Annotated in this window: 22 protein-coding genes and 3 pseudogenes; 13 read left to right on the plus strand and 12 right to left on the minus strand. The window is 60.7% G+C overall.

Going from position 1 to position 22743, the window contains the following annotated elements:
• Positions 1-174: 174 nt before the first annotated feature.
• On the minus strand, positions 175-3459 hold the full coding sequence (locus tag ACRECS_RS09540) for an endonuclease/exonuclease/phosphatase family protein (protein ID WP_431582724.1): 3285 nt from the start codon (positions 3457-3459) through the stop codon (positions 175-177).
• 42 nt (positions 3460-3501) lie between these two features.
• Between ACRECS_RS09540 and ACRECS_RS09545 the strand changes: the two genes are divergently transcribed.
• A complete protein-coding gene (locus ACRECS_RS09545) occupies positions 3502-4215 on the plus strand; it encodes a hypothetical protein (protein WP_431582725.1) in 714 nt (237 codons plus the stop codon).
• A 160-nt stretch (positions 4216-4375) separates the two neighbouring features.
• On the opposite strand, the gene ACRECS_RS09550 is transcribed toward ACRECS_RS09545, so the two are convergent.
• The 4 genes and pseudogenes from ACRECS_RS09550 to ACRECS_RS09565 all read right to left on the minus strand — a co-directional run bounded on the left by ACRECS_RS09550 (position 4376) and on the right by ACRECS_RS09565 (position 8374).
• Positions 4376-6250, minus strand: coding sequence for a hypothetical protein (locus ACRECS_RS09550; protein WP_431582726.1), 1875 nt, complete (start codon positions 6248-6250; stop codon positions 4376-4378).
• Positions 6243-7355: a hypothetical protein gene (locus tag ACRECS_RS09555; protein WP_431582727.1), complete on the minus strand. Its 1113-nt coding sequence runs from the start codon at positions 7353-7355 to the stop codon at positions 6243-6245. Before ACRECS_RS09555 ends, ACRECS_RS09550 begins: the two co-directional genes overlap by 8 nt.
• 274 nt (positions 7356-7629) lie before the next feature.
• A pseudogene (locus tag ACRECS_RS09560) lies at positions 7630-8013 on the minus strand (type IV secretory system conjugative DNA transfer family protein); the annotation flags it as partial.
• Positions 8014-8230: 217 nt separating this feature from the next.
• On the minus strand, positions 8231-8374 hold the full coding sequence (locus ACRECS_RS09565) for a hypothetical protein (protein ID WP_431582728.1): 144 nt from the start codon (positions 8372-8374) through the stop codon (positions 8231-8233).
• A 649-nt stretch (positions 8375-9023) separates the two neighbouring features.
• On the opposite strand from ACRECS_RS09565, the gene ACRECS_RS09570 reads away from it, so the two are divergent.
• The 6 genes from ACRECS_RS09570 to ACRECS_RS09595 all read left to right on the plus strand — a co-directional run bounded on the left by ACRECS_RS09570 (position 9024) and on the right by ACRECS_RS09595 (position 14467).
• Entirely contained in the window at positions 9024-11861 is a 2838-nt protein-coding gene (locus ACRECS_RS09570) for a LysM peptidoglycan-binding domain-containing protein (RefSeq protein WP_431582729.1), read from the plus strand.
• A gap of 8 nt (positions 11862-11869) precedes the next feature.
• A complete protein-coding gene (locus ACRECS_RS09575) occupies positions 11870-12064 on the plus strand; it encodes a DUF4926 domain-containing protein (protein ID WP_431582730.1) in 195 nt (64 codons plus the stop codon).
• 88 nt (positions 12065-12152) lie between these two features.
• A complete protein-coding gene (locus ACRECS_RS09580) occupies positions 12153-12389 on the plus strand; it encodes a polymorphic toxin type 50 domain-containing protein (RefSeq protein ID WP_431582731.1) in 237 nt (78 codons plus the stop codon).
• Positions 12390-12724: 335 nt separating this feature from the next.
• On the plus strand, positions 12725-13075 hold the full coding sequence (locus ACRECS_RS09585; RefSeq protein ID WP_431582755.1) for a hypothetical protein: 351 nt from the start codon (positions 12725-12727) through the stop codon (positions 13073-13075).
• Positions 13076-13079: 4 nt separating this feature from the next.
• On the plus strand, positions 13080-13475 hold the full coding sequence (locus ACRECS_RS09590) for a hypothetical protein (protein WP_431582732.1): 396 nt from the start codon (positions 13080-13082) through the stop codon (positions 13473-13475).
• 587 nt (positions 13476-14062) lie between these two features.
• Positions 14063-14467: a hypothetical protein gene (locus ACRECS_RS09595; RefSeq protein WP_431582733.1), complete on the plus strand. Its 405-nt coding sequence runs from the start codon at positions 14063-14065 to the stop codon at positions 14465-14467.
• Here the strand turns inward: ACRECS_RS09595 and ACRECS_RS09600 are convergent.
• Positions 14460-14633 (minus strand): hypothetical protein, encoded by a 174-nt coding sequence (locus ACRECS_RS09600; protein WP_431582734.1) that lies wholly within the window; start codon positions 14631-14633, stop codon positions 14460-14462. The genes ACRECS_RS09595 and ACRECS_RS09600 overlap by 8 nt on opposite strands.
• On the opposite strand from ACRECS_RS09600, the gene ACRECS_RS09605 reads away from it, so the two are divergent.
• Entirely contained in the window at positions 14611-14838 is a 228-nt protein-coding gene (locus ACRECS_RS09605; protein WP_431582756.1) for a tyrosine-type recombinase/integrase, read from the plus strand. The genes ACRECS_RS09600 and ACRECS_RS09605 overlap by 23 nt on opposite strands.
• A 686-nt stretch (positions 14839-15524) precedes the next feature.
• Complete coding sequence (locus ACRECS_RS09610; protein ID WP_431582735.1) at positions 15525-16178, plus strand: immunity protein Imm33 domain-containing protein; 654 nt, start codon at positions 15525-15527, stop codon at positions 16176-16178.
• Between the two features lie 489 nt (positions 16179-16667).
• Here ACRECS_RS09610 and ACRECS_RS09615 read toward each other — a convergent pair whose 3' ends face one another.
• Complete coding sequence (locus ACRECS_RS09615; protein ID WP_431582736.1) at positions 16668-17018, minus strand: hypothetical protein; 351 nt, start codon at positions 17016-17018, stop codon at positions 16668-16670.
• A gap of 192 nt (positions 17019-17210) precedes the next feature.
• On the opposite strand from ACRECS_RS09615, the pseudogene ACRECS_RS09620 reads away from it, so the two are divergent.
• Positions 17211-17372 (plus strand): annotated as a pseudogene (locus tag ACRECS_RS09620) (hypothetical protein); the annotation flags it as partial.
• A complete protein-coding gene (locus tag ACRECS_RS09625; protein WP_431582737.1) occupies positions 17369-17737 on the plus strand; it encodes a hypothetical protein in 369 nt (122 codons plus the stop codon). The pseudogene ACRECS_RS09620 and the gene ACRECS_RS09625, both read left to right, overlap by 4 nt.
• 143 nt (positions 17738-17880) lie before the next feature.
• Here ACRECS_RS09625 and ACRECS_RS09630 read toward each other — a convergent pair whose 3' ends face one another.
• Both ACRECS_RS09630 and ACRECS_RS09635 read right to left on the minus strand, forming a co-directional pair.
• Positions 17881-18507 carry a DNA -binding domain-containing protein gene (locus ACRECS_RS09630; protein ID WP_431582738.1) on the minus strand — a complete coding sequence of 209 codons (627 nt, stop codon included), beginning with the start codon at positions 18505-18507 and terminating at the stop codon, positions 17881-17883.
• 28 nt (positions 18508-18535) lie between these two features.
• Positions 18536-18598 (minus strand): annotated as a pseudogene (locus ACRECS_RS09635) (transcriptional regulator domain-containing protein); the annotation flags it as partial.
• Between the two features lie 308 nt (positions 18599-18906).
• Here ACRECS_RS09635 and ACRECS_RS09640 point away from each other — a divergent pair.
• Positions 18907-19638: a LuxR family transcriptional regulator gene (locus ACRECS_RS09640; protein ID WP_431582739.1), complete on the plus strand. Its 732-nt coding sequence runs from the start codon at positions 18907-18909 to the stop codon at positions 19636-19638.
• Here ACRECS_RS09640 and ACRECS_RS09645 read toward each other — a convergent pair.
• A complete protein-coding gene (locus ACRECS_RS09645) occupies positions 19554-20093 on the minus strand; it encodes a hypothetical protein (protein ID WP_431582740.1) in 540 nt (179 codons plus the stop codon). The genes ACRECS_RS09640 and ACRECS_RS09645 overlap by 85 nt on opposite strands.
• Before the next feature lie 184 nt (positions 20094-20277).
• Between ACRECS_RS09645 and ACRECS_RS09650 the strand changes: the two genes are divergently transcribed.
• Positions 20278-20685, plus strand: coding sequence for a cupin domain-containing protein (locus tag ACRECS_RS09650; RefSeq protein WP_431582741.1), 408 nt, complete (start codon positions 20278-20280; stop codon positions 20683-20685).
• A 185-nt stretch (positions 20686-20870) separates the two neighbouring features.
• Here ACRECS_RS09650 and ACRECS_RS09655 read toward each other — a convergent pair whose 3' ends face one another.
• Both ACRECS_RS09655 and ACRECS_RS09660 read right to left on the minus strand, forming a co-directional pair.
• Positions 20871-21254 carry a VOC family protein gene (locus ACRECS_RS09655; protein WP_431582742.1) on the minus strand — a complete coding sequence of 128 codons (384 nt, stop codon included), beginning with the start codon at positions 21252-21254 and terminating at the stop codon, positions 20871-20873.
• A 27-nt stretch (positions 21255-21281) separates the two neighbouring features.
• Positions 21282-22250, minus strand: a complete 969-nt coding sequence (locus ACRECS_RS09660) for a Dyp-type peroxidase (RefSeq protein ID WP_431582743.1) — start codon at positions 22248-22250, stop codon at positions 21282-21284.
• Positions 22251-22743: the final 493 nt, after the last annotated feature.

The raw sequence follows: 22743 nt of genomic DNA on the forward strand, positions 1-22743 counted from the left end.
TCTTCAACAAACCCAAGAACGAGGGGGGGGCGGGTAGCCACCCGCAATCACAAAAGCAGAGAATCATACCTCGGCTTCGTCGCCCTCGCGTCAATCAAACTATCGATGCCCTTTTGCCACGAAGCCTAGCCAGCGCATTGCGACGATGATGCGCGTTGAACCGCCGTCTTCCCCTCAAGTAACAATCAACGAGACCTCAAGGGCATATTGGCCACCGCCGCCCGTGAAACGAGGCAGGGAGCGACGCTCTTCGCGGCCTTTCATAGCGATCAGCTCGAGCCGGCTCAGCCACAGGCTCGGCGAGCCGAGCGGATCGTCGGCGCTCAAATCGTCGATCTCCTCGCCCGAGCCCGCCAGAATGAGGAACTCGCCCGGGTCTGGAAGATCGATCCTGCCAGTGTCTATGGAGAGCGCGCTGCCATCTTCCATGTCGTTGAGCATGCCGGTCGAAAGCTGCTGCTCCCGCCCGTCGCCGCGCACGATGCGCAGACGAAGGCGCACTTCGTCATCGCCCGGACCGCTCGTCGTCTCAAAGCAGAAGACGCGCTTCAGTGCGATCGACACCTGACGGATCTCGGTTTCAGCTATAGGCAATAGCTGGTTCAAGACGGCGAGCCGGGTCCGAATGCCGTAATGGTCGGACATGTCACGCCCGCGCGAGGACTGATGATTGACGACGACGCTGTCGTCATAGCTCGCCTCGAACATCACCCCCTGCCAGACGAGGAAATAGTCGAGACGCTGCGCGCCTTGCTGGAACCGGGCAGGATCGACCTCAAGCCGCGTGGCGCTACCGTCGGGAAAGGACGAGATGCCGCTTCCATCGCGTTCGCTGGTCGCCTCCGGGTGCGCGACAGCCCCGGCGCCGGTTGGTGGCTGGTATTTTGGCATGAGGTCCATGTCGGGTTTGAGCTCGGCGTAGAGATGCGCAAGCAGCGCCTTGCCCTCGCTGGACTGATCTAGCCCGTCCACATTGAGATCGCCGAGCAGGATCGCGGGAGAGCGGGCGTCGCGGCTGGCGTGAATGAAGGCGCCCAGATGATTGATCTGCGCGACCAGCGTGTCATAGGCGTCCTTCCTCGTGCCGACGAGCGGTGTCAGATTCTGCGTATGTGATAGAAATACGTCGAGAGGACAGGGTAAGTCCGGTGGCTGAATACGCGCGTGCACTACGCCCTTGTTGGCACCGCAATCCTCACCGGCGCACTGGCGGTAGATACAGGCGTCGGAGCCCGTGATCGGATGCCGGCTCAGAAGGAAAAGGCCGCTCCCCAGCGGCAAGCCTTCGCCGATGATCCCACCTGCGACGCCGCCGATCACCGCTCCGCCAAAACCGCCGACCAGCGCGCCCAGGCCCGCTCCCGCGGCAGCGCCGGCGAGTGTCGCGCCGGCTCGCCAGGCGCCAAACTCGTCCGGGCCGTCCAGCCGATAAGGGTAGAGGTCGCCCAGCTCCTTCGCGATGCGCTCACGATCGGCATCGTGCCACATCTCGCTCAGGCCCACGACATCGAAGCGGTCGGCACGCAGCACAGCGATCAGCATGGCGAGCGCTTTGTCTCGCTCCGAACCGTTGTACGGCGCTACGGCATAGAACAGGCCCATATTCTGACTGTAGATTCGAAGGTCCGCCGGGTGATCGAGCACGGGATGATAGCCACCCACCGTCCGCTGCTCCTGGCTGATGTCATGGGTCAGCGACGAGCCACCCTGCTGAATCCGGTAGCGCTTCTGCTGCCACGCGATCTGCGCATAACCATTCTCGATGCGGGGGAACTCGTCGTCGGAAAAGACCAGCCCGGCATAGCATGCTTCGTCCTTGTCATAATGAAGCTCAAGGCGCGAGCCGTTCGGTATGTCGTAGCTGCACTCGAAGTCGCTGAGCTTCCAGTTGAGGCCGTTAATATGGATGCGGGCGCCGAGGACACGCTCGACAAAGGCCTCGTAACTGCCAAATTCCGCTTCATCGCCGATCTGAACGATGAAGATGTTGCGCTCGGCGTTGACCATAATCTCCTTGCAAGCCCAGTCGCCGTCATGCGTCCAGTGCGGCATCTGCCCGGAGAAAAGCCCGATATAGCCGCCGCCGACGCGGCCGAATACCCATCGTCCTGTCTCGACATTGCAGTTTGAAGGCTTGCGGAATGGAAAATAGCGAAGACTGCGCGTCTCCCGTTCGCCGACCGAGGAAGGCGGCTCTCCCCGGATGCCTTCGGGAAGATCGTCGAATGCGTCCTGCGGGAACCAGGCGTGGAAGCGGTGGCCGAATAAGAGGAGTTGGAAGGCTTTGGGCTTATAGGCGAGGATCGCTGCTCCCTTCATCTGAAGCACGCGGGGGTTGGTCACGCTTCCGGTCCACCAATCCGGCCCGTCCGAGTCCGACGGGAGCAGCGTCACATCCTTTGAAAGAGTTTCAGCACCTTTGATGCCGCCGATGATTCCGCCCGCGATGGTGCCCGCAGGGCCGAGCAGGCTGCCGAGCCCGGCGCCAAGGACGGAGCCGCCTGTCGCACCAAGCGGTTCACCGATCGAGCGGTCGATGCCGCCGCCAGCCGAGGGGTGCGAGGTGAAGACGGTGGCGCAGACCGATAGACTCGCCTGGCAGACACTTCCCTGAAAGCTCAGCTGCCCGGCACGATGGTTCTGGGTCGAGGAGAGGACGGCATTGCCGGTTCGGTAGGTATAGACATTGCCGCGCGTATAGGCGGAGCCTTCAGTAATGATCGAGATCGCGTTAGCGACCTCATCCTCCTGGCCGAAGGGATTGCCGAACAATGGGATGAGCAGCGGGGCAGCAGGTCCTGCAGCGACATAGCCCGCGAGCTTGGCGCCAGTCAGGAGACCGGCGATCGCACCTGTCTTGGGAAGGATGTCCTGATAAGGCTTGGTCTCGGCAAGGCCGTAGCGCTCGACGATTTTGCGCGTGCCGGCGATCACATCCTTGGTGAACCACGAGGCACGGCTCCACCAGCGCATCACATCGGCTTCGTCGGAAAAGCCGATGCCGTAGGTGGCAGCCTCACTCCAGTTGATCGACGTCCGCGTGCGGTCGATCCATTTTTGCGGCCGGTGCCGGCCGATCTTCAGAATGACGTCGGGGACACTATAGCGCCGGCTGGATGCAAAGGAACAGGCGGAAAGCGCGTTGAGCGAGGAGAAGAGTCCGTGGCGGCCGTCGAACAGGATTCCGATGAGATCGCCGGGCGACTCGTGCCAGCCGCAATTCTTGTGCTTGAAATGCGAGCGGCTTGCCGCCACGCCGAACATACCGTTGATCGTGTAACGCGCGAGGTCGAACAGCACCAGATCGAGTACCATCGCCGCGCGCCGCTGAATCGAGCGATCCAGAGCGAAATCGATAAGGTTTAGAAGGGCGAGGACATGCTCGTCATAATAGCCGGGCGCGTTCCACTCGCTGAACCCGAAGCGCAGGCGATCGGTAAGCCAGGCATCGATGCGCACCCGCGCGCGCCTGACCCGCTCACGGCCGGTCGGATCCCGATAATGAGAAGCCGGTTTGGAACGATAGCGCTCACCCGGCCGGAATGTCTTGGCGGTGAGCCACTGACCCGCGAGATATTCGGCCGTGGCGAACAATATCTGGTGGTTCTCCGACCAATATTGCATCTCATATTTATACTTGGCACCGTCTGCGTCTCGCTCCTCGCCGCTGATCTCGTTCGCCTTCTCGCCACGACCGCGCCGCGCTTCGTTATCGGCTTCCTTGGCGGCAACGGCGCGATCACGCCGCGCCTTCCTGAATGCCGGCTCCTCGATGGCCCGGAATGGCTCGTCATGCCAATATTTGAAGCTGAGCAGGGCGGCCTCGATACGGCGCTGCGTCGCTCCGTCGAACGACGGAGACTTGGCGCTACTGTCTCGCCAAGGAGCGCTTATCCCGCGCGGCACCTCACCATGGAGCAACACCAGGCGCAGGAGAATGTTGAGGCCGAAGTCGGCATTGTCCTCGAACAGGGCGAGCTCGTGCAGATCGCCGACAGCCTGGGCCCAATAGCGGCCGGGGAGCATCTTCTCTTTGTTCCAGGGGAAAAGCTCCACCGTCCGTTCGGGAAAGCGGGCTGCGAGCTCAAGCCTTGCCAGCGGGCGAAAGACGCTGTCGTCATCCTTGAGCGGCGCGATCGGGCGGTCGCCGGCCTGCAACTGCGCGCAGTTCGGAAGGTTTGGTCGACGGTAGCGGAGCAGCTCGCAGGCCGTTAGCACGGAATAATAGCGCTGCTCGACGTCGGGGCCCCAGCCCAGCTCCTTGATCCAATTGGGATGAGTCAGATAGGCGTTGCGAACAAGTGCTTCATGATAGCAGGCCTTGCGCTGCTCGACGCCTTCCTGGAGCAGCGTCATCAGCGCGCGCGCCTGCGCCTCAGGCCGGCACCCATTCGCCGCCCACATTCTTCCAGGCCGGCAGGCCGTCTTCGGTCCTGAGCGCAACCAGGCTGCTCGGCAGCTTGACGGTCCAAGGGTCGCCATAGGGCGTAGCGGCGCCGGCCGCCTGCTGCGCTTCCCTAATTTCGGCGATCAGCGGCACATAGAGCGGGCTGTTGATCTCGGGCGGTGCCCCCCCATCCCAAAGCAAGCCCTTCTCCATGAAGTAGACCACCGCCTCCTCATAGCCGGGCCTGACCGGCAGCACGACGCGGGCCGCGCCCGCCCTCAGGAACTCGGCGAACGCTTCGTCCGTGTCCTCGATCGGCAGCTTGCGCATCCACTGGTCCTTGCGACCCCAGAAATAGCTGTAGAGGCCGTACATCAACTGCTCCCATTCGAAGGCCTGCTCGAAGAAGCGCATATAGGTGCCGAGGATCTGCGCATGCGGCAGCCGGACCTGTGGATAGGCGACGCTTTCGCCGGTGATCGGGTCGGGTTCGTAAACGATGTTGATCGCGTTGAATGCGTCGAAAAATTGATTGGTGATTATGGAGATGCAGCTCTTTTTGAGCTCGTCACGCTCGAGCTTGCGCTTCTGCGCGCTCGACTGACCAATCACCCCGACCTTGAGCGCGGCCAGCACATTGGCGAGCCGTTCCTCATAATCGGCTTTCTTGCGCAGATAGGCTTGCAACAGCGCGTCATAGGTGCGGCTCTGCCATTGCGAATAAAGCGTGTCGGAGCGCCTGACGGTGATCCCGACGACGAACGCATAGGATACGATGTACCAAGTGTTGACGGCGATCGGCAGATGCCCATTGGCGCCGAACAGAGTAAACTCCCAGTTGAGCGGACCGTTTATGGTCGTCGCCCCAATGCCACCGGGCGGTGCCGGAATGATATAGAACTCGGCCGTGAACGGTCCAAGATCGCTGACGACAATCTGAATGCAAGGATGCCCGGAGCCAGCCGGGGGCTCATTATAGGGCGAACTTGCCAGGCGCAGATAGCCAGAGAGCGCCTGATAGCCGTCGGGGAGATCGAGCTCGACCTTGTCCGGCGCGCCGGTCATCTGGCCGGGAGTTCCGGTAAAGGTGTGACAGACGGTCTGGTAAAGTGGCGGCGGCGGCTGCACGCCGGTCGCTTCATACCGGGCGGCGAAATAGGCGTAATTGCCTTCTGTGACCCCGGCCGCATCCAGCGTGAAGGCCGGCGGCTTGATCAGCTCGCGTTCTTCGCTCTGCGCCCGAGCAAAGGCCTGGATCAGGAATGCGCCAGGCTCGGGCACGATCAGGTCATAGAGCAAGCGCTTGCCATAGCTATAGACTTGGTTGTGGTAGATCTTGTCGACCCATTGGTAGACGCCGCAGACATTGTCGCCCAGCTTGTTCTCATAGGTGTGAGCGGTCTTTTCCTCGAATTCGCGGATCGTCCGCTGCACCATCTGTGTGCGGATCTTCTCACTTACTTTGGAGACCGCGCGGCTGGTGATCTCGCGCGCATAGGTTGTGGCCTCGCGCTGCGACGCCTGTAGCGACCCTTGCGCAGGCGCAGCGGTGCTATTCGAAAATTCGACGAGGCCGCCATAGTTCGTCGAGCGAAGACGGCCATCAGTTTCGGCCTGCTGCTCGCTCTCGCGCTGCAGTTCGAACCGCTCTGTCGACTGCAGGTCGCGCTCCTCTTCGGTGAGTCGCTCCTCCTCACGGGTAATCGTGACATCGCTGGTCTCCGAGCGCCGTACCTCTCGGACGTGCGTTTCGCCCTTCAGAATATTCTCGATAAAAGCGATCTCGGCCCGCTCATAGCCAATGATCTGCTGCTTGACGACAAGCAGGTAACCGACGCCGACGGGCTTGATCTTGCTAGCCATCCCGCGAGCCTCCACCGGGGGAAAAATCTGGAACCTCTCGGGTCGGGATGGCGAGGCTGCCGATCAGGGAAACGCGGCCTCCGTCCTCCCCGAACACAAGCGGCGCGAGTTCGGCGCGCCGTACGTTGATCCGGTCGATTGCCTCCGGGAGCGTGCTTCGTTCCAGGTCGAGGTCGAGATCGCGCAGTGCGGTGCGGACGGTCTGGGAGGCCCGCTCCAGAGCCTCGGGGCGAAGCGTGGCCGAGATTCCCTGAATCCGCTCGACCGATGCCTTGAAGGCCCCGTCCAATTGCGCCGCGCGCCCGTGTTGCGCAGCCGTTGCGCGAAGCTCGCGGATCAGCGCCTCCTCGCGCTCGGAAGGAGGTTCCTCCGTGCGCTCCTCACGCCGCTCGTCGGGCTGCGTGATATGCGTGAGGAGATCCTTGCCGCTCAGCCGCGATAGGAATTCGTGGGCGGCGCCCAGGGCCTCATATTGATGGCGCCCGGCTTCACGCTTGCGCGCATCGCCGTCGTCCTCGGACGGACGCGCGGCGGGCGCTGGCGGCTCGACCTCGGGTAGCGGAAGCAGGTCGCCTGGCAACACGATGAGGGCTGCCAGGGCGCGCTCGATTGTGCCGGGCACGTCGAGCGCGTCGTCGTCCTCTTCTTCGCGTCTGACGAGATGGTTGAGCCGGAGGTCACGGGCTATGAGCGCCAGCGGCGCGTCGGGCGCGGTCCTGGCGAGCTTGGCGGCGATCAGGCTGTCGGCGAGCTTCTCGCGGTCATCCACAAAGCGCTGATCGGCGGCGATATCCGCAACGGGATTTTCGAACGCCTGCTGGATGATGGCGGCGAGCGCCGACCGGTCCGCCGGCGGCTCGTTGGCAAGCAACGCCGCGAGCTTGTCGTAGCTCTCCGCGAAGTTGAGACGCGAGCGCTCGGAGATGAAATCGCCGTTGCCAATATACTGCTCGGCGGACTGTTCCATCTTCTCGAGCGGGGAAGGCGAGCGGCGGTCGTCGCCCAAGTCCTGCTGCAGCTGTGAGCGCTGCTCGGTCGAGATGATGGCTTCCTCAGCGACCGCAGTTGAGGATCGCAGCAGCACGAACTGGAACAGGTTGAACATGAACCGCTCCGTCAGATACGGCGTTCCACAGTAGCAGATTGTGAAGGGTAGCGCCCGCAGAATCTCCACCACATTGGAGCGAACGTCTACGCAGAAAGCCCTACGATCGGATGGATAGTAGTCGCAGGGGTTCGAAGCGTTGAACGAACTCTATGCCGATCAGGCCGCAGTTCAGTCGCACAGGGCGTGGGATCATTTCAAGGTCTTCGCACGGCGATACGCGATCTCGTAGCCGCACGCCCAACAAATGTCGCCACCACCCCCATCGAAGTGGCACGCGGCGCGTGAATGTCCGGTCCTCGAAATAGCGGAGGTTCCTGGCGCGGATCGGCGGCGTGCCGGAGACCAGCACCAGCTCATCAGCGGGCGGCAGCTGCATCACCTCACCGGGCGTCAGCAGCGCACGCGAGGTCTCCTGCCGGCTGACCATGACATGCGCGAGCCCGAGTGCCAGCCGGTGGCCGGCATAGTTGCGCATCGCGCGCTGCTCGGTCGCGGTGCCGAGCGCGTCAGAGATGCGTTTCTCTATCCGCTCGTCGTTGGTCGCAAAGGCGACGCGGACATGGCAATTGTCGAGGATCGAATTGTGCTTTCCGTAAGCTTTCTCGATTTGATTGAGGCTCTGGGCGATCAGGAAATCGCGCACGCCGTAGCTCGCCTAGGGATGGTAGATCGGGCGGCCGAAGGCTTGGACCAAGCCAGCCCCGCTCGGGCTGATAGGCGAGTTCGGCCGGAGCCCATTGCGTCGCTAATCAGAGGCCCGCCAGCAAGATCGCGAAGACGACCAGGATCTGTCCGATGAGAAGTTCGGTCGGGGTCATGCGTGACTCCGCCCGCACAAAGATTGATGCGTGGGCCTATGATCCCAAAATCGGCTAACCGGCGTGCTGGGTCAAAGCACGTGTGGTGCCGGGGGCAAGCTCGGCGATGATCCGGCCAGTGACCTCGGCATAGAGATCGGCGCGCGGCGGCGCGGTGTCGTCCGTGCCCAAGGCACGGCGCTTGGTGATGGCAGGCATCGGTTCCCTCCTGACGCTCCCCAAAAATCGCATGGCCGCTCCCGGAAAGCGGGGGGTGGGCGGCACAGCGACCGCCAAGGCCCGCGTCGAGCGGCGGGCGACACCCGAAGGGGCGCAATGCAATGGAGCAGCCTGAGCGCAGCGAAGGCTTGGCCAGCCCGGCGCGGCGGGCCTAGCAGGGCGCGCCGCCCATCCCCCGCTTTCCGGGAGAGGCCGCAACAACGCCGCCGCGCGGCAGCGCGGCGACCGCATCACCCGCCGGCGGCGTGCCGCCGGCCGACAAGGATGGCCCCCCCCAAGGAACGCGGCCGGATCAGCGGCGCTGGGTCGGGCTTCGCAAGCCAGGCGGCACATGTCGCAGGCTCAGCGAAACCGGGCGCGCCGCCCGGCAGGGGTCCCCACAAGTACTACTTTGTGGGGACCCCGTACGCGGGGAAGGAGTGCCTGCGGGGCCGACATCGGGCGCCGCACCACCTACACCTATCCAGCCCCCGGTGTTCGACGAGAAGAGTATAAATACACCGCCGCCGGTGACCTTGAATCGGTTTATGCCGACGAAACGACCTATGGCTATAATAATGTACGATACGATCCGGTCCCCAACGAGCTGATCAAGCGGTCAGATTACACGCGCGATGCGATGGGGCGCGTGATCAACTATAAGGAATATTTCAGCGACGGTGTAACCATCAATTATTCGGCCGCGACCACCTATGGTACCGGCCTGACCACGATGCTGGTGGTTAGCCAGACCGAACAGCAATACCAGCTTAGCAACGGCAGCTACCAGACGCGCGTAACGACCACCGATTACCAGCTCGATACGACCAGCTCGGCATGGAATGGCGTCACCCATGGGACGTTCAACGGCACGTTTGTCGGGGTGCAGACGCATACCCGCACGGTTGTAGACAACAACGCCTCGACCGCGTCCGAAACCGAAACCCATTATGTCTGGTGGGATGCGGCACTGGAGAGCCATATCGGGACGTTCCGCTCGCCGACCGACACGCTGCCGCCGATCAGCGACTTCGTGCGCGATTCCAGCGGTCACCTGGTCCATCTGAGCCGCAATGCGGGAGGCACCGCGACGCAGGTGGAGTTCACCACGGACGCCGAAGGGCGTGTGCTGGCGCGGCGCGAACACACGCCGGACAACAGCCAGATGTCGACCGAATATCATTATCTGTTCGACGGGGCGGTACGCGGTGCGACCGGCAACAATGGCCAGCCAATTGCCGGAGACTATATCGAGGCCCTGAACCAGCGCGGCACGACGCCGGGCGCGCCATTCCGCAATGGCGGCCCGCTCTCCTACGCAAATTTCGACCAGAATTATGAACCGATGCTGCCGCAGGGCGCAGGCAGCGGCGGCAGCTATGTCGTGCGCGAGGGCGACACGCTGCAATCGATCGCGGCACAGATCTGGGGCGACGCGAACCTCTGGTACAAGCTGGCGGAAGCAAATGGACTCGGCGCCGGCCCGCCTACCGCGGGCATGACGCTGCGAATACCGGACGGCATCTTCTCCGTTCACAACAGCACCTCGACCTTCAAGATCTACGATCCCAACGAAGCGATCGGAATGACCGGCCCCATGGCGCCTCAGCCCAAGGCCAACGCTAAGAACAAGTGCGGCATCTTTGGGCAGATCCTGCTGACGGCGATCTCGATCGCGGTAACCGTCGTGACCGCGCCGTTCATCGGGCTTGCTCCTGCGGCCATGCTTGGGAATGCAGTCAGCCAGGGCGTGGGGCTGGCCACCGGTATCCAGCAAGGCGGATTCAGCTGGAAGGCCGTCGCCATGGCCGGCGTCACAGCAACGGTATCCTTCGGGATTGGCGAGATATTGGGCCAGGGCGCGATGCTGGGGAGTCAGATCGTCGGCGACGTTGTCCGCGGCGCCGCGGCAAGCGCGATTACGCAAGGTATCGGGGTTGCCACGCATCTTCAGGATAAGTTCAGCTGGGCGGGAGTCGCCACAGCGGGAGTCATGGCCGGAGTTGGTGGGTATGTATCACGCAATGTCGGGGGCGCCAACGGCATATGGAAAGGCAATAGCTGGGTGCAAACGGCGGCACCCAGCCTCACCAACGTCGCTCTATCCGGCGCGGCCAGCGCCATTGCTGGCGCTGGATTGCGCAGTCTGGTGAGCGGCACCGACTTCGGTGACAATCTGATTGCCGCCTTGCCTGACGTGATTGCGCAAACGGTCGGTCGCGCTCTTGGCGATCGAATGTCCAAGGAGAATGACGGTAAGCAAAACCAGCTGTTCGGTTCGGCCCAAAACCGGCGGATAAAGATCGATGCTGGCGCGCTCTTGAGGGATGATGTCAGTCTTGCCGGAGGTAGCAACGCCTATGCAGCGAACGAAGATAATGCTGTCGTTATGGGCAATATGGGTATCTTGGCGCCTGCCGCCAGGATACCAGTAGGTCAAACTCCCAAGATAAAAGCTGTCGCTCTAATAGAGGATGCCGATTCTCTAGATGATCTTTACAAAATGCGACAGGGTAATAGTAAGCTACTTTTACGTACAGACATATCAAATCCTCAAGTTTTGATCGAAGCTAGGGACACTATCGACGTCGCGATTGATCAATGGGGCCAAAAACGACAAGCAGAAGCCCTCAATGATTTTCAATCAAAATCCGATTTTGGGCATGAAACTGCGCCATCTGCCGCAGAAACGCTCGCGGAGTTCGGACCAGTCGCCGACTGGGCGCCCGCCGCGGAAGCTCCGGGAGCACAATTTTTCTCCGGCTTTACCGGCATTTCCCAGTTCGCGGCGGCCAGGGGATCCAAGGATCCCATAAATATTCTCGCCACGATCGGAGGCGGCATAGTGGCGATCGAACTGGGGAAAATCTTGACGGATGATACCAATTCACTCACCAGCCATCCGCGCGGATCGACGATCGTTTCAACGCCGCCCATGTCCGATAGCGAATACGGGCCCACGCCGCTACCGATCCATTCGGATCATGGACCCCAGATCTCCTGGACGCCCCCGATAACGGGGGAAAGCTATGGTACACACGTAACGGATATCCCGCAGCCTCGCGGGCCAGAAATCGTCGGAACGCCCTGGCCGGACCTGCTCTCTCCGACCATTATGATGCAGGAAGGGGCTGATGCCGCAAAGGGAATACCTGATGTGCTTGCCGGGGCCGACCGAGCCATCATCGATCCTCGCAAGCTTACTGAATATGCGCTAAACCCGGTTCATCCGGTTGGCGGTAATAAGGCAAGGGTCTTTGAATCTGCGTTTGGCTTTAATGCGAGCAATGCAGACGATCTGCTTGGTCAGATTGCCCGAGGGGTTCGGGAGAATCCGGCAGTTGCGGGGAAAGTGGATAAATACGGAAGTCGATTCACTGTGGATATTCCGGTGGTTGGACCGAAGGGAAGTGGAGCAGTTAGAACTGGCTGGATTTACAAGAACGGTTCGAGCGTTCCCGAACTGACAACGCTTTTTCCGAAGTAAGGATTTATATGCACCCCAACACTCTCGATACGATTAAAGTCCTGAAGCCGATACCTGAGGAGGGGATTGAGGCAGGTGCTAATGGTGTGATCATCGCGATCTTCGAAAATCCCGATGAAGCATATGAGGTAGAGTTTTCTGACGACGAAGGCCGGCCAGTTGCTCAGGTCGTTCTTCAACGAGAAGATTTTGACTTAGCATAAATCTATTGCCGCAAAGGGGATTGGCACTGCCGACGATTTCGGCATTCCAAAGTTCTTGAACCCCAGACAAGACCTCCACATTCCGCCTGTGACGGACGGGCGAAGTGTCCTGACGGCCAATCCATCCGATCTCTTGCAGGGCTTGCACAACGGTGACTTCACTATCTTGCGCGCCCCGAAACCTGGCCAGGTTGTGGTGGATTTCGGTAAGCCGATCGGCGAGTATTGGAGCAATGGCACTCGGGTAGGCGAGACTCGGTTCGGCTCGGTGTCATATGGTAAAAAGGGTGCGCACATTATCCCCGCAAACCCCAATCAGTGGTGATGTCATGGAACTAGCAGTATTCAAAAAGTCAGCGGCATTCATCACTCAACGAAATGTGAGCGATCGAGTAGCGCGCGTTCTCGCGGGCTTCGATGCCGACAGCGGGAGCCTTCGACTGGTATATTGCACCGAAGCTGAACCTACCGACGATGACTGGGAAGATTGTGAACTTGCCTGTGGTGAGTTGATTGCGGAATTTCCAGAAATAACTCGCGCTGAAACCGATTGCTGCTCGATCGATCAGTGCCCCGCAGCCGACGACAGTTCTGTGGTTTTCGTCAAATCATAGCTTCTCTGTTGCCGCAGAGACTGAAGCGATTGATTTGGTTCCCCGCTTGGGGCCGAAGGGTGTCGATCCTCTCCACCACAATGCTAACGTGTTGGTGCGGGATTCAGCGGGCAATGTCGTCAGCCACGAACGTCTCGTCAGCGGAAATATGACGCTGGAGGAGCAGGCACTCGGCTTCCCTAAGAACACGCTGGCATCCCATACAGAGGCGCGTGCGGTTCGCGGTACCGATTTGCAGCCGGGTGATACCATGACCATCACCGGCCAGAATCCACCCTGCCCGTCATGTAAGGGTGCTATGAATCGAGCGGCAACCGAGAGTGGGGCGACCATCAGGTATCAATGGCGTCAGGATGGAAAAACGGTAATCTGGTACGCCAAACCGAAGGGGCAGTAAGCGCGTGACGACGACAATCATCGCCAAGGCGGCGAGCTTCACGGACGACGGCTACATCACTCTGCTGGGCTTCGCGGATGACCCGAGTACGCCGGTCAACTACGTCATGCTCAACATGACGAATGAGCCGGATGAGCAAGACCTGGGTCTCGACCAGGGCGGCATCCACATCGACGCGGGAGCCCTACAGGTTGACGGCTACGACCTAGTTCAGGACATCCGCGAAACCGATGCTGGTGTGGTCGTGAGCCTCACCGCGGATGCCGCTCAGAAGGGAGGGATCGACCAGGAAATCGAGATCGAGCTGGCGAGCAAGGTCATCGATGGAACGCCGGTTGGTGAAGCCGTTCAGAGGTTCAAGAACCGGCTCTCGTCATGGGAGCAGGCGAAAGCAAGATAAAAGGAATGGCTCCCCTATGGGGTAAGTCATTGTCTGCACATCGTTATTTAGGGAGATTTATGGCACCGGGGTGGAGACTCCGGTGCCATTTTGGTGCCGGTTGTGCGGCCAAGCTGTTGGAATACTTGCCTATAATCGAGAGGTCGCCGGGAGATCGCTATGGGTGCGATGGAAAGAGGGCGAGATAAAAGAGGTGCCAGTCCTTGGCCCCTATGTGGTTGATATGATGCAGTATCTTCGTATGGCCTGCGCGAGACGGTGCCAGCCATGCCGCGCCATTATCCTGTCTCTTCAACGCCTTGCGATATGGCACCGTAGGCAGAGGGGGACCGATCCCCCGGATCGTTCCCCATGCGGACGCCGTTCGCTTGTGGCGATCGGCGGCGTGCGTGGCCTCCGGCCAGCGGTGCGGGCGGTCGCTACCCTCTAGCCCCGCCGCGGCGCGGCGCAACCGGCTGCGCCGGTCCTCCACTTCGTTGCGGCCCTTCGGGTGCGCCCCGCCTTTATCGGCGGGTCTGCCGGTTCGCTCTTGCCGCCCACCCCGCCGTCCGGGGCCGTGGTGGTTTAGAGAAGGAAGGAGCGGAGCAATGAGGATGATCGAGAGGGTGCGCCTGATCGAGGAGATCGGTGCTGCGGATGGCCGTCGCGGTGTCGCCAAATGGGTCCGGGGCTGGCGCCGGTTGCGGTGGCTTCAACGGGCGGTCGATACGATGCCCGAGCTGCTGCATGTCGTGTTCGATCCGATCCGTTATGAGGAGCTGGATTATAACGCGGTGGGGGCGCGGGTCGGGATCGATGTGAAGGAGGTCGAGCATCGCTTCGCCTGTGCGCTCCACTATCTGCATCTGGTCGGGCGCGGTGAGATGAGCGTCGCCGACGCGCAGGCGGCGGTGCCGCGCACGGAGGAAGAGCTGGCGGTGGATCGGGTGCGGTGGGACGCGATGTGGGTGGCGATGTTGCGGCGGTTGAGGGCGGAGCGCCGGATCAGGTGACGGCCCACGCGGCGTCGGCCTCGAGCGCGGCGATGCGTTCGGAGCAGACCGCCTGCACGGCCTGCCCCAGCTCCTCGATATGCTCGGCGAGCCAATCGAGCTGTTCGGCGGTGATCTTGTAGTGCTTGCTGTAGCGGGCCTTGATGCTCGAAAACGGTGCCGACATCCGCTATATCCAAGCCATGCTCGGACACGCCGAACTGTCCACGACGCAAATCTATACGCAGGTATCGGTGCGCCGGTTGAAGGCGGTCCACACGCTCACTCACCCCGGTAAACCCATCGGCAAAGCCGACGACTGGCAGCTTGCCAATGACGCCGATCGCCTCCTCGATGCGCTCCATGCGGAGGCGATCGAGGACGACGAATAGGGTGCGATCCGCACCCTCGAAAAGCGCCGGAAAAGCAACGATCCTGTCATGCGGCTGTGCATGAGGGTGCGCATCGCACCCTCGAAACATGGCGGAAAAGCTGGATGCACCCGTGCGTGAGGTGTGTATCCGAATTACGGGTCCGATGCGTAGCATCGCGGCCCCTGCTACCGCTTCGGCGTCGCGCGTTCCGTGCGGCGAAAACCGCGTCGGGGGGTCTGGAATCCTGCGCCCGAAACCGCACCCTCCCTGCCGCCGAAAAGCCGCCGAAATGCAACGGGGATCGCCGAAGTTGCGGCTTAGACCGCTATGGGCTGCTCTGTTGCCGCGATGCGTGCCGCGGCGAACGCGACAGGAACCTACGTTGACCCGCTCACCGGGAGGGTCGTTCCCGCCAACGGTACCCTCGCTGCCGACCATATAGTTCCCAAGGATTGGATTAAGGCGCAGCCTGGCTTTGACAAGCTAGGCCCTGCCGACCAAAGTGCTGTTCTGAACGATCTCGTAAATACTCAGGGCCTTCCTACAACATTCAACTCATCCAAAGGTGCAAAAATGCCAGGCGAATGGGTTACGTACAAAGGTCAGCCGCTCGATCCAAAGTACATAACAAGAGATGCCCAGAGAGCGATAATCTTACAAAAGCACATTAACGATCAGATTAAATCTAGAGGCAGCAGGTGAAAATGAAAGTATTTAGCGGAGACTTCTATAAAATCTATCGCCATCAGGATATATTTGTCAGAGTTAATATAGAATATCAGGATTCAGCTAAGTGGATATTATCATATCTTGATAGTGAAATAAAAAAAGGCGCTTCATTCCGCGAAAATGAAACAATTCAGATAGGGTGGATGACTTTAATATTCAAGTCTAATGAGATAGGTGGGCTAGAAATATATGAACCTGAGTTCGGATCGCTCCCAGTGAATTGGATTATTGGTGCGAATAATACAATTAGGCACCTGACTCTTCAAAGAGAAGTTTGCGAGCAGGCAAAAGTTGATGCCGTTTATCCATCTATGAGACAATCTGGTGTAATTTCGCCGCTCTTCTTTGAAAAAAAACAAGAGTTTCGTATGGAAAGGGATTTCTCTCAAGGAGATGATTCTGGATGGATATTCAGGGATGACGGTTATGATGACTCTAACGCGACGCATCGCTCTCTTTACGAAATTGGATGTATTGTTCCAGCAGTGATTCCGTTTCTTGCCCTTCCTCCCGAAACAATGGTATGCCGGTCCCGTTCAAATTTGGAAATTGTAACTCCAAAAATAAATATTTCTGCATTAAATAATAACTTTATACTTAAACTCATGAATTCCGCTTATCTTTCCTAAACATAGAAAATTTAGTCGAGCTGCCCAATCAGCGACGCAAACAGATCGTCTGTCGGGAGCGGAAACCGGCACTTGGATCCGCGTCCCCAGATTTCCAGATCGCGGGTGCTATCGCCCCAACGGAGACAACACGGCCTATCACTATTGCGACTTTCCTGACGTGACCTGCTAACGAAGCAGGAACCAGATGGTGCCGCTAGCGGACGATCTCCCATAACCGCCAAAACCCGCCTCACCCTCCTCAGGGCGGCATGACTTGGCTCACCTTGGCGGCGCAGGGCGCGGGCAACGCGCCGTTCCATGCTGTTGAGCGTGTCAGACGTCACAGGAGACAACGAAAGCTCTAGAAAAGCCGGAAGCCGACAGCGTCCTGCCATGCATCGGATGTCGCGGAACCGAGCCGGTTGGCGATCAATGCCGGAACAATCATGACAGAACATCGTCCAAGTCGATCGGTTCGACGTCGCGTCGATGATGCAACCGGGTCGGCTAGTCGAGCGCTTCCTGCCAGTGCGGATAGGTGACATAGGCGGTGACCGCTCCCTGCTCGTGCGAGCGGATGAGGACCGGTGCGCCCTCAGGCATATAGACGATCTCGCCCGGACCGGCGGTGACCGTGCCGGTATTTGTCGAGACCGACAGCCGCCCCTCCAGGACGATCATGACGTCGTCAACGGCAAGCGTCTCCTCGAGCTTCTCATTGGGGCCATAGCGACCGTAGCCGATGGTGATAGGCCCGCCATCGCGCTGGTCGATCAAATTTCCGGTGAACACATTCCCGTCCTGCCCGGGCGATCGCTCGAATGATGCGTCCGCGATGGCAAACTTGCGAACAATCATGAGGATCCTTCCGTGCCGCACGGCTTTTGTTAAGCGATCATACTGGACGCCTGACGCGGGTATTTGGTTCACCGCACTACATCGCTTGAGCCAGAAAATGATTGCAGCTGGAGTGGACGCGGGAATCCACCGCCTGATGTCGATTGATCGAAATCATTTTTATATCGAGCTGGCGGACGTAAAAGCGGCAGTGCGCCATATACCCTGCCGGCAGAGCGGCTAGGCAAACAAGCGACCTTCCAAATTCACCATCCCGAGCAAATCCGCCATGGCGGCGCTGTTTACGATATGTCAAATATGCTAGTCGTCACGCCTAGGATACATAACGACTTACATAATGGGCCAAATCGATGACTATCGCGGAGGACTTGAAGAGCGCGATCCAGCGTTATGATCGAGCGGTAAAGGATGGAATGAAGGAAGCGCAGATCGACACCATGTTCGAGGCGGCGGAGAACCTCGTCCCTAACGCGCGCCTATCAGAACTGTACTTTTATGGTGAGCGTGAGCGGTCGCACGATGAAGTTGTAGAAGAAGCCCTGTATCGTGAAGAGTTGTGGGAACGCGGCGGGGACCGCGCTGTGTTGCTCTATGTGCAAGCTCAGGCAAAGGTTACGATGGATGATCCAACGGCCAGCATCACATTTAAGGTTATCGCAGAACAGGTACTGTCTGGCATTGACCGGGAGCTGGAAGAGTTTGCAGGCAGGCTGAACTGATCGGTGAAACCGGATGATCCGGCTTGTGCGTTAGCAGTTCGTACAGATGCCCCGCGATTCCTACTGGAACGCGCGAGGTTTCGCCAAAACCGGCAGGCGCATTGTCGAGAATCAGCCATCGCGCGGAGTCGGCGATGTCACGCTCAATTACCCTGGTCCGCAACGCGCATCAGGGCCCGCCAGCCGCCCTGCGCCAGCCGACGCGCCTCGCTCGCCAGCCGGCGCATGCGCGACCGCAACGAGTCAGACGGCCCATCCCAATCGGCGGCGACACGCGCTGCGCCGCAGAGCACGTCGCCAATCTCGCGCAGGCTTGCCCCTACGGCCAGGCCGTCATGGACCTGGAGCGCCGTCAGCCAGCGCGCGATGCGCGGATCGGGCGGGAAGAGCGAGCGCGCGAAACGCCGGTGAAGCGAGAATTCGACCAGGCGGCGCAGCGGCAGCAATTTGGCGCGCGCCGAGACGCTACCCACGAGGCGATAGCGCAGGATTACCGGCCCGGATGACAAGGTGCCCCTCTCTATGTCCAGGCGGATATGATGCCACCCGTCACTAAGCACTGCATGCTCGCGGCCATCGCTATCCGCTACGACCGTCAGCCAGGCGCCGAGCGCGGCCGGATCGATCGCGTCGGGATCCGGGCCAGTTGCCGGCACAGCCTCGACAACCAGGGTGCCGGGATCCAGATCGGCATGCCAGACCAGGCGCGCCTGGGGGGCCGCAATGACGGGGTTCTCGGCGAAAATGCAGCCCCCAGAACAGCGCGTCATGGGGAGCGCTCCCCTCATTGCCGCGCGTCACTACGCTGGCGCGCGCGTGCCAGGCGATATAATCGGGGTCGCGGCGCAGCCATTCCCACATCAGCCCGGCACGATCCACGCCCGCCAGGCGCCGATAGCGCGCGGCGTCGCGCCAGCTTGCCTGCCCTTCGTCGCTTCCCGTCACCAACGACCCCAGCCGAGAAAGGTCCGAAACGACCGAGTTCGGTCCGGAATGGATTTGATCGCGGGGACGGAATCCCTAAAACGTCGCGGCTTTTCAACCGCGTCCCAATCCCGGTGCGAAGACCGGGCGGCGGAGCGCAGGGTCAGGGAAAGGACGGATCCGGGAGCAACGGCGACTTGAGACGCCGCCCGGAACCGGTGTGCCTCATGGGCATGGGTAATGCGTTGAAACACTTCATTGAGGTCATTACGGGCGCAACCAGCCCGGGCGACCTGGCCGATATTCTCGGCGACGTCACCGGACGGATGGGCTGCGATTATTTTGCGCTGACCCATCATGTCGATCTGCGCGGCGCGCCGTCGTCGACGATCCGGCTGCACAATTATCCGCCGCGCTGGGTCGACTATTTCGACCATAACGGGCTCGCCGCCACCGATCCCATCCATCGCGCCAGCCTGCGTATTGCGATCGGCTTTGCCTGGCACAGCGTGCCCGAGATGATCCCGCTGACCCGCCGGGACCATCATATCCTCGCACTCGCCGCCGATCACGGGATCGGCGAGGGATTCACCATCCCGGCCAATGTGCCCGGCGAGGCCAATGGATCCTGCTCGTTCGCCACCACGACCGGCAAGCCCTTGCCCTCGGGCAATTTCGCGCTGGCGCAGCTGGTCGGCGCCGTTGCCTTCGAGGGGGCGCGGCGCGCCTGGCGAGTGCGGGAATCCGAACTTGGCGCTCCGGCGCGCCTGACCGACCGCCAGCGCGATTGCCTGATCTGGGCGGCGCGCGGCAAGGGCGACTGGGAGATCAGCGTGATCCTCGGGATCAGCGAGGAGACTGTCGCGCAGCATATCAGGCAAGCCTGTGAGCGCTATGGCGTGCAGAAGCGGACATCGCTCATGATCCACGCGCTGTTCGACGGGACCATCAGCTTCGCCGACATCGCCCGGCGCTGATATCCCTCTTTTCCGGGATAGCGGCGCTGGCGGCTGACACACCAAGCTTGCGAGCCTCTTTCAAGGAGGTTTGCGATGCTGCATCTGCCCGCGACCGTACCGGTCCCCGTGTCGATCCCCTGAAATGCCGTTGAGACCGTCTCGAGCAGCCATAGGATTTCTTGCACCGCTTGGCGCGGGCGCTGCTCGAGAAGCAGCCGATCTGCCTGGTCGAGCGAAGCGTGGATGAGTTCGACCGCGCGCTCCCCGATCGACTTTTCCGGGGCCAGTACCGGAATCGGGTTCTGAGGATTACGCGCGAGGAGATCGGGCGAGCGGACCTCATAGGGCACGCCATGATCGAACAGGATCCCATTGGCCCGCCATCGACCTGGAGTTTCCGAGGCTTTTGGGTTTTGTTGGCCGCTATCCCGGCCAACCCGCAAAACCGGCGCACCGGATAGATCGTACTGCACGAATCCTGGGCAGTCATTCCAGACGAGTCCCTGAACCTGTGCCAAAGGTCAGGTTCGCCCATCATTTCGCAGGGAGCCAGCACCCATCCGCACAATAGCGGCGAGGCTCATTCCATACGATCTAGTCTTTGTCTCAAACAGGTGCGGGAAGCGCGGATCGCTCCCGTCGACAAGCAACGAGGACATGATCGTGATCAATCTCAGACAGTTCGCTCCCCTGCTGCTGCTCACCGCGTGCAGCGCGCAGGCGGACCCCACTCCACCCGCCGCGATCGTCACCGAGTTGATGACCAAAGCGCTTGCCGACTATCCGGGTAAAGAGGCGACGGTGATCACGGTCGCTTATCCGCCAGGCTCCGTCGATCCTGTGCATCGTCACAACGCGCACGCTTTCGTCTATGTCCTTGAGGGCTCGATCGTCATGGGCGTGCGCGGCGGCAAGACCGTCACGCTTACACCTGGACAGACGTTCTACGAAGGCCCCAACGATGTCCATACGATCGGCCGCAACGCCAGCAAGACAAAACCCGCGAAGTTTCTTGTGGTCCTGCTGAAGGACCACGGCAAACCTCTCGCCATGCCGGTGAACTGAATTGCTGAAGGCGACCGACTGACGCAGGTGCGTACGCGGCCTGTCCCTCAGAACTCGTCAAATACCAAACGGCCAATCGCGGGTTGATGCGACCTGGAAGTGAGCGAGAATGTCCACTTCCAGGTCGCTTCCATTTATTGTGACCGAACGACACAAACTGGGGCGCACACCTGACGCGCCATGTCTTAGTTGGCGCCACCACTCGCAATATGCAGGATGTTGTCGTCCGGGTCGCGAAACCAGATCACGCTCTGTGTGCCCTTAGTGTGAATGCCATCGATCACGCTGTCAAAACCGTCCGGATATTCGTCGAGCGTCACTCCCTTCGCTCGCAGGTCTGCCGCGATCGTCTCGATCTCGCCACCCACTGACCAGACGACCGCATTGGCTCGATTGGAGCCTGCACAGTCGCTCAGATAGATATTGAGTTTGGTGGCGCCGGTTCCGAAGACGAAGCCGGTCCCGTGATCGGCGATGAGCGGCAGGCCGAGGACTTCGCCATAGAAGGCTTTTGCGCGCGCCAGATCGGAACATGGCACGATCGCGGATGAAGCATAATCCCTAAGCACGGAAGGATCCTTTCAGGTGCACGATGGCTATTTCCCTCGGCCTTGGGTGATGGCCTCGAGCACCGGCCGGGACGGCGCGAAAAACGTGGTGCCGGCCAGCGGCGTCGAGAAATCGAGCAGCCGGTCATACGATCCTGGCGGGTCGCCGACATACATGCGCTCCAGCATGAGATCGATCACCCAGAGCCGCCGCGAATAACCGATGAAATAGGTGCCGAATTCTTTCCGGCCGGGCTGACCGAACGGCATATTGTCACGCAGGATATCGTGCTCGACGCCGTCCGCGTCGACGACCGTGGTCAGCGACTTGTGCGATTTGCGTGGGGCGTCGTCGTCGTCGATCTCGACATTGTCGATCTTCGTCCGGCCGATAATCGCCTGCTGCTGCTCGACCGGCAGCGTGGCCCAGCCGTTGAGGTCGTGGAGATACTTCTGGACGACGACGTAGCTGCCCCCGGCAAAGTCCGCATCCTCGCCGCCGACCAGCGCAGAGGCGGGCAGATCGAGCCCGGTGGGATTGGCCGTGCCATCAACAAAGCCAAGCAGGTCGCGCGCATCGAAATAGCGAAAGCCCGACACTTCATCGACCATCGTTACTGCGTCGCCCAATGCGTCGAGCAACAAGCGTTCGAACTCGAAGCACATATCCGGCCGTTCGGCACGGATGTGGAACAGTAAATCGCCGGGTGTCGCCGGTGCGGTATGGACCGGCCCGACTACGGGGGCGAAGGGCTTTAAATCCTTCGGCCGCTTCTCGGGCTGAAGACGATCCCAGAACGCGCTGCCCAGGCCGGCGACGCAGGATAGCCGCCCGCTCAGATCGCGAAAGCCGACCGTCTTGACGAGGTCGTCCAGGCCGCCAAGCGCCGCACACGCAGTCGCCAGCGCCTCCGATCCAGCACCGACCGTAACGACGAGGAAAATCGCCGACGACGATAACGGCGCGTCGATGCTCTGCGCATCGATCGGCACCCGATCCCAATTGTCTCCTGCCATCGGAAATCACTCCTCAATCGCATGTTGCTGCATCCTCGATAATGGCCGCAACCTTTTCGGGCTACGAGACCATCAGCGCATCGCCGCAGCCATCGTGCGGAGAGCGGTGCGATCTTCGCCATAAGACAGGCCGACCTATACCTTGGTGCAGATCAGCCATCGATTGCAGTGGCCACCGGCCACGAAACCAAGGGTGCGCCATGACATCCGCGCACCCATTGCGTCGCGAACCAGATGCCCGCCAGCACGACGGCGAAGACGACAAGTATCTGGCCGATGAGTAGTTTGGTAGGGTCACGAGCTCCTCCACCCGCATGCGAATCAGCATCTGCGGGCTCGCCTCCTAAATCGAGCACGGGGCGTTCGAGTGTCAGAGCCTGTCCGGTGCCGTCAGATGCTTTTAAGGGGGGTGAAGATCCCGAACCCCACTCTATCATTTTGGAGCCATTAATTACCTGGACAGTGCTGGATTTGTGCAGCGGGCTCCTGCACA

It is taken from the genome of Sphingomonas sp., from assembly GCF_050725575.1.
In the GTDB taxonomy this organism is placed as follows: domain Bacteria; phylum Pseudomonadota; class Alphaproteobacteria; order Sphingomonadales; family Sphingomonadaceae; genus Sphingomonas.

What these genes read in the sequence shown, in the direction of transcription:
- ACRECS_RS09545 (WP_431582725.1), top strand. Translation starts at nt 3,502, where the DNA reads ATGAGAAGCCGGTTTGGAACGATAGCGCTCACCCGGCCGGAATGTCTT.
- ACRECS_RS09550 (WP_431582726.1), bottom strand. Translation starts at nt 6,250, where the DNA reads ATGGCTAGCAAGATCAAGCCCGTCGGCGTCGGTTACCTGCTTGTCGTC.
- ACRECS_RS09555 (WP_431582727.1), bottom strand. Translation starts at nt 7,355, where the DNA reads ATGTTCAACCTGTTCCAGTTCGTGCTGCTGCGATCCTCAACTGCGGTC.
- ACRECS_RS09565 (WP_431582728.1), bottom strand. Translation starts at nt 8,374, where the DNA reads ATGCCTGCCATCACCAAGCGCCGTGCCTTGGGCACGGACGACACCGCG.
- ACRECS_RS09575 (WP_431582730.1), top strand. Translation starts at nt 11,870, where the DNA reads ATGCACCCCAACACTCTCGATACGATTAAAGTCCTGAAGCCGATACCT.
- ACRECS_RS09595 (WP_431582733.1), top strand. Translation starts at nt 14,063, where the DNA reads ATGAGGATGATCGAGAGGGTGCGCCTGATCGAGGAGATCGGTGCTGCG.
- ACRECS_RS09605 (WP_431582756.1), top strand. Translation starts at nt 14,611, where the DNA reads ATGCTCGAAAACGGTGCCGACATCCGCTATATCCAAGCCATGCTCGGA.
- ACRECS_RS09600 (WP_431582734.1), bottom strand. Translation starts at nt 14,633, where the DNA reads ATGTCGGCACCGTTTTCGAGCATCAAGGCCCGCTACAGCAAGCACTAC.
- ACRECS_RS09610 (WP_431582735.1), top strand. Translation starts at nt 15,525, where the DNA reads ATGAAAGTATTTAGCGGAGACTTCTATAAAATCTATCGCCATCAGGAT.
- ACRECS_RS09615 (WP_431582736.1), bottom strand. Translation starts at nt 17,018, where the DNA reads ATGATTGTTCGCAAGTTTGCCATCGCGGACGCATCATTCGAGCGATCG.
- ACRECS_RS09625 (WP_431582737.1), top strand. Translation starts at nt 17,369, where the DNA reads ATGACTATCGCGGAGGACTTGAAGAGCGCGATCCAGCGTTATGATCGA.
- ACRECS_RS09630 (WP_431582738.1), bottom strand. Translation starts at nt 18,507, where the DNA reads ATGACGCGCTGTTCTGGGGGCTGCATTTTCGCCGAGAACCCCGTCATT.
- ACRECS_RS09650 (WP_431582741.1), top strand. Translation starts at nt 20,278, where the DNA reads ATGATCGTGATCAATCTCAGACAGTTCGCTCCCCTGCTGCTGCTCACC.
- ACRECS_RS09660 (WP_431582743.1), bottom strand. Translation starts at nt 22,250, where the DNA reads ATGGCAGGAGACAATTGGGATCGGGTGCCGATCGATGCGCAGAGCATC.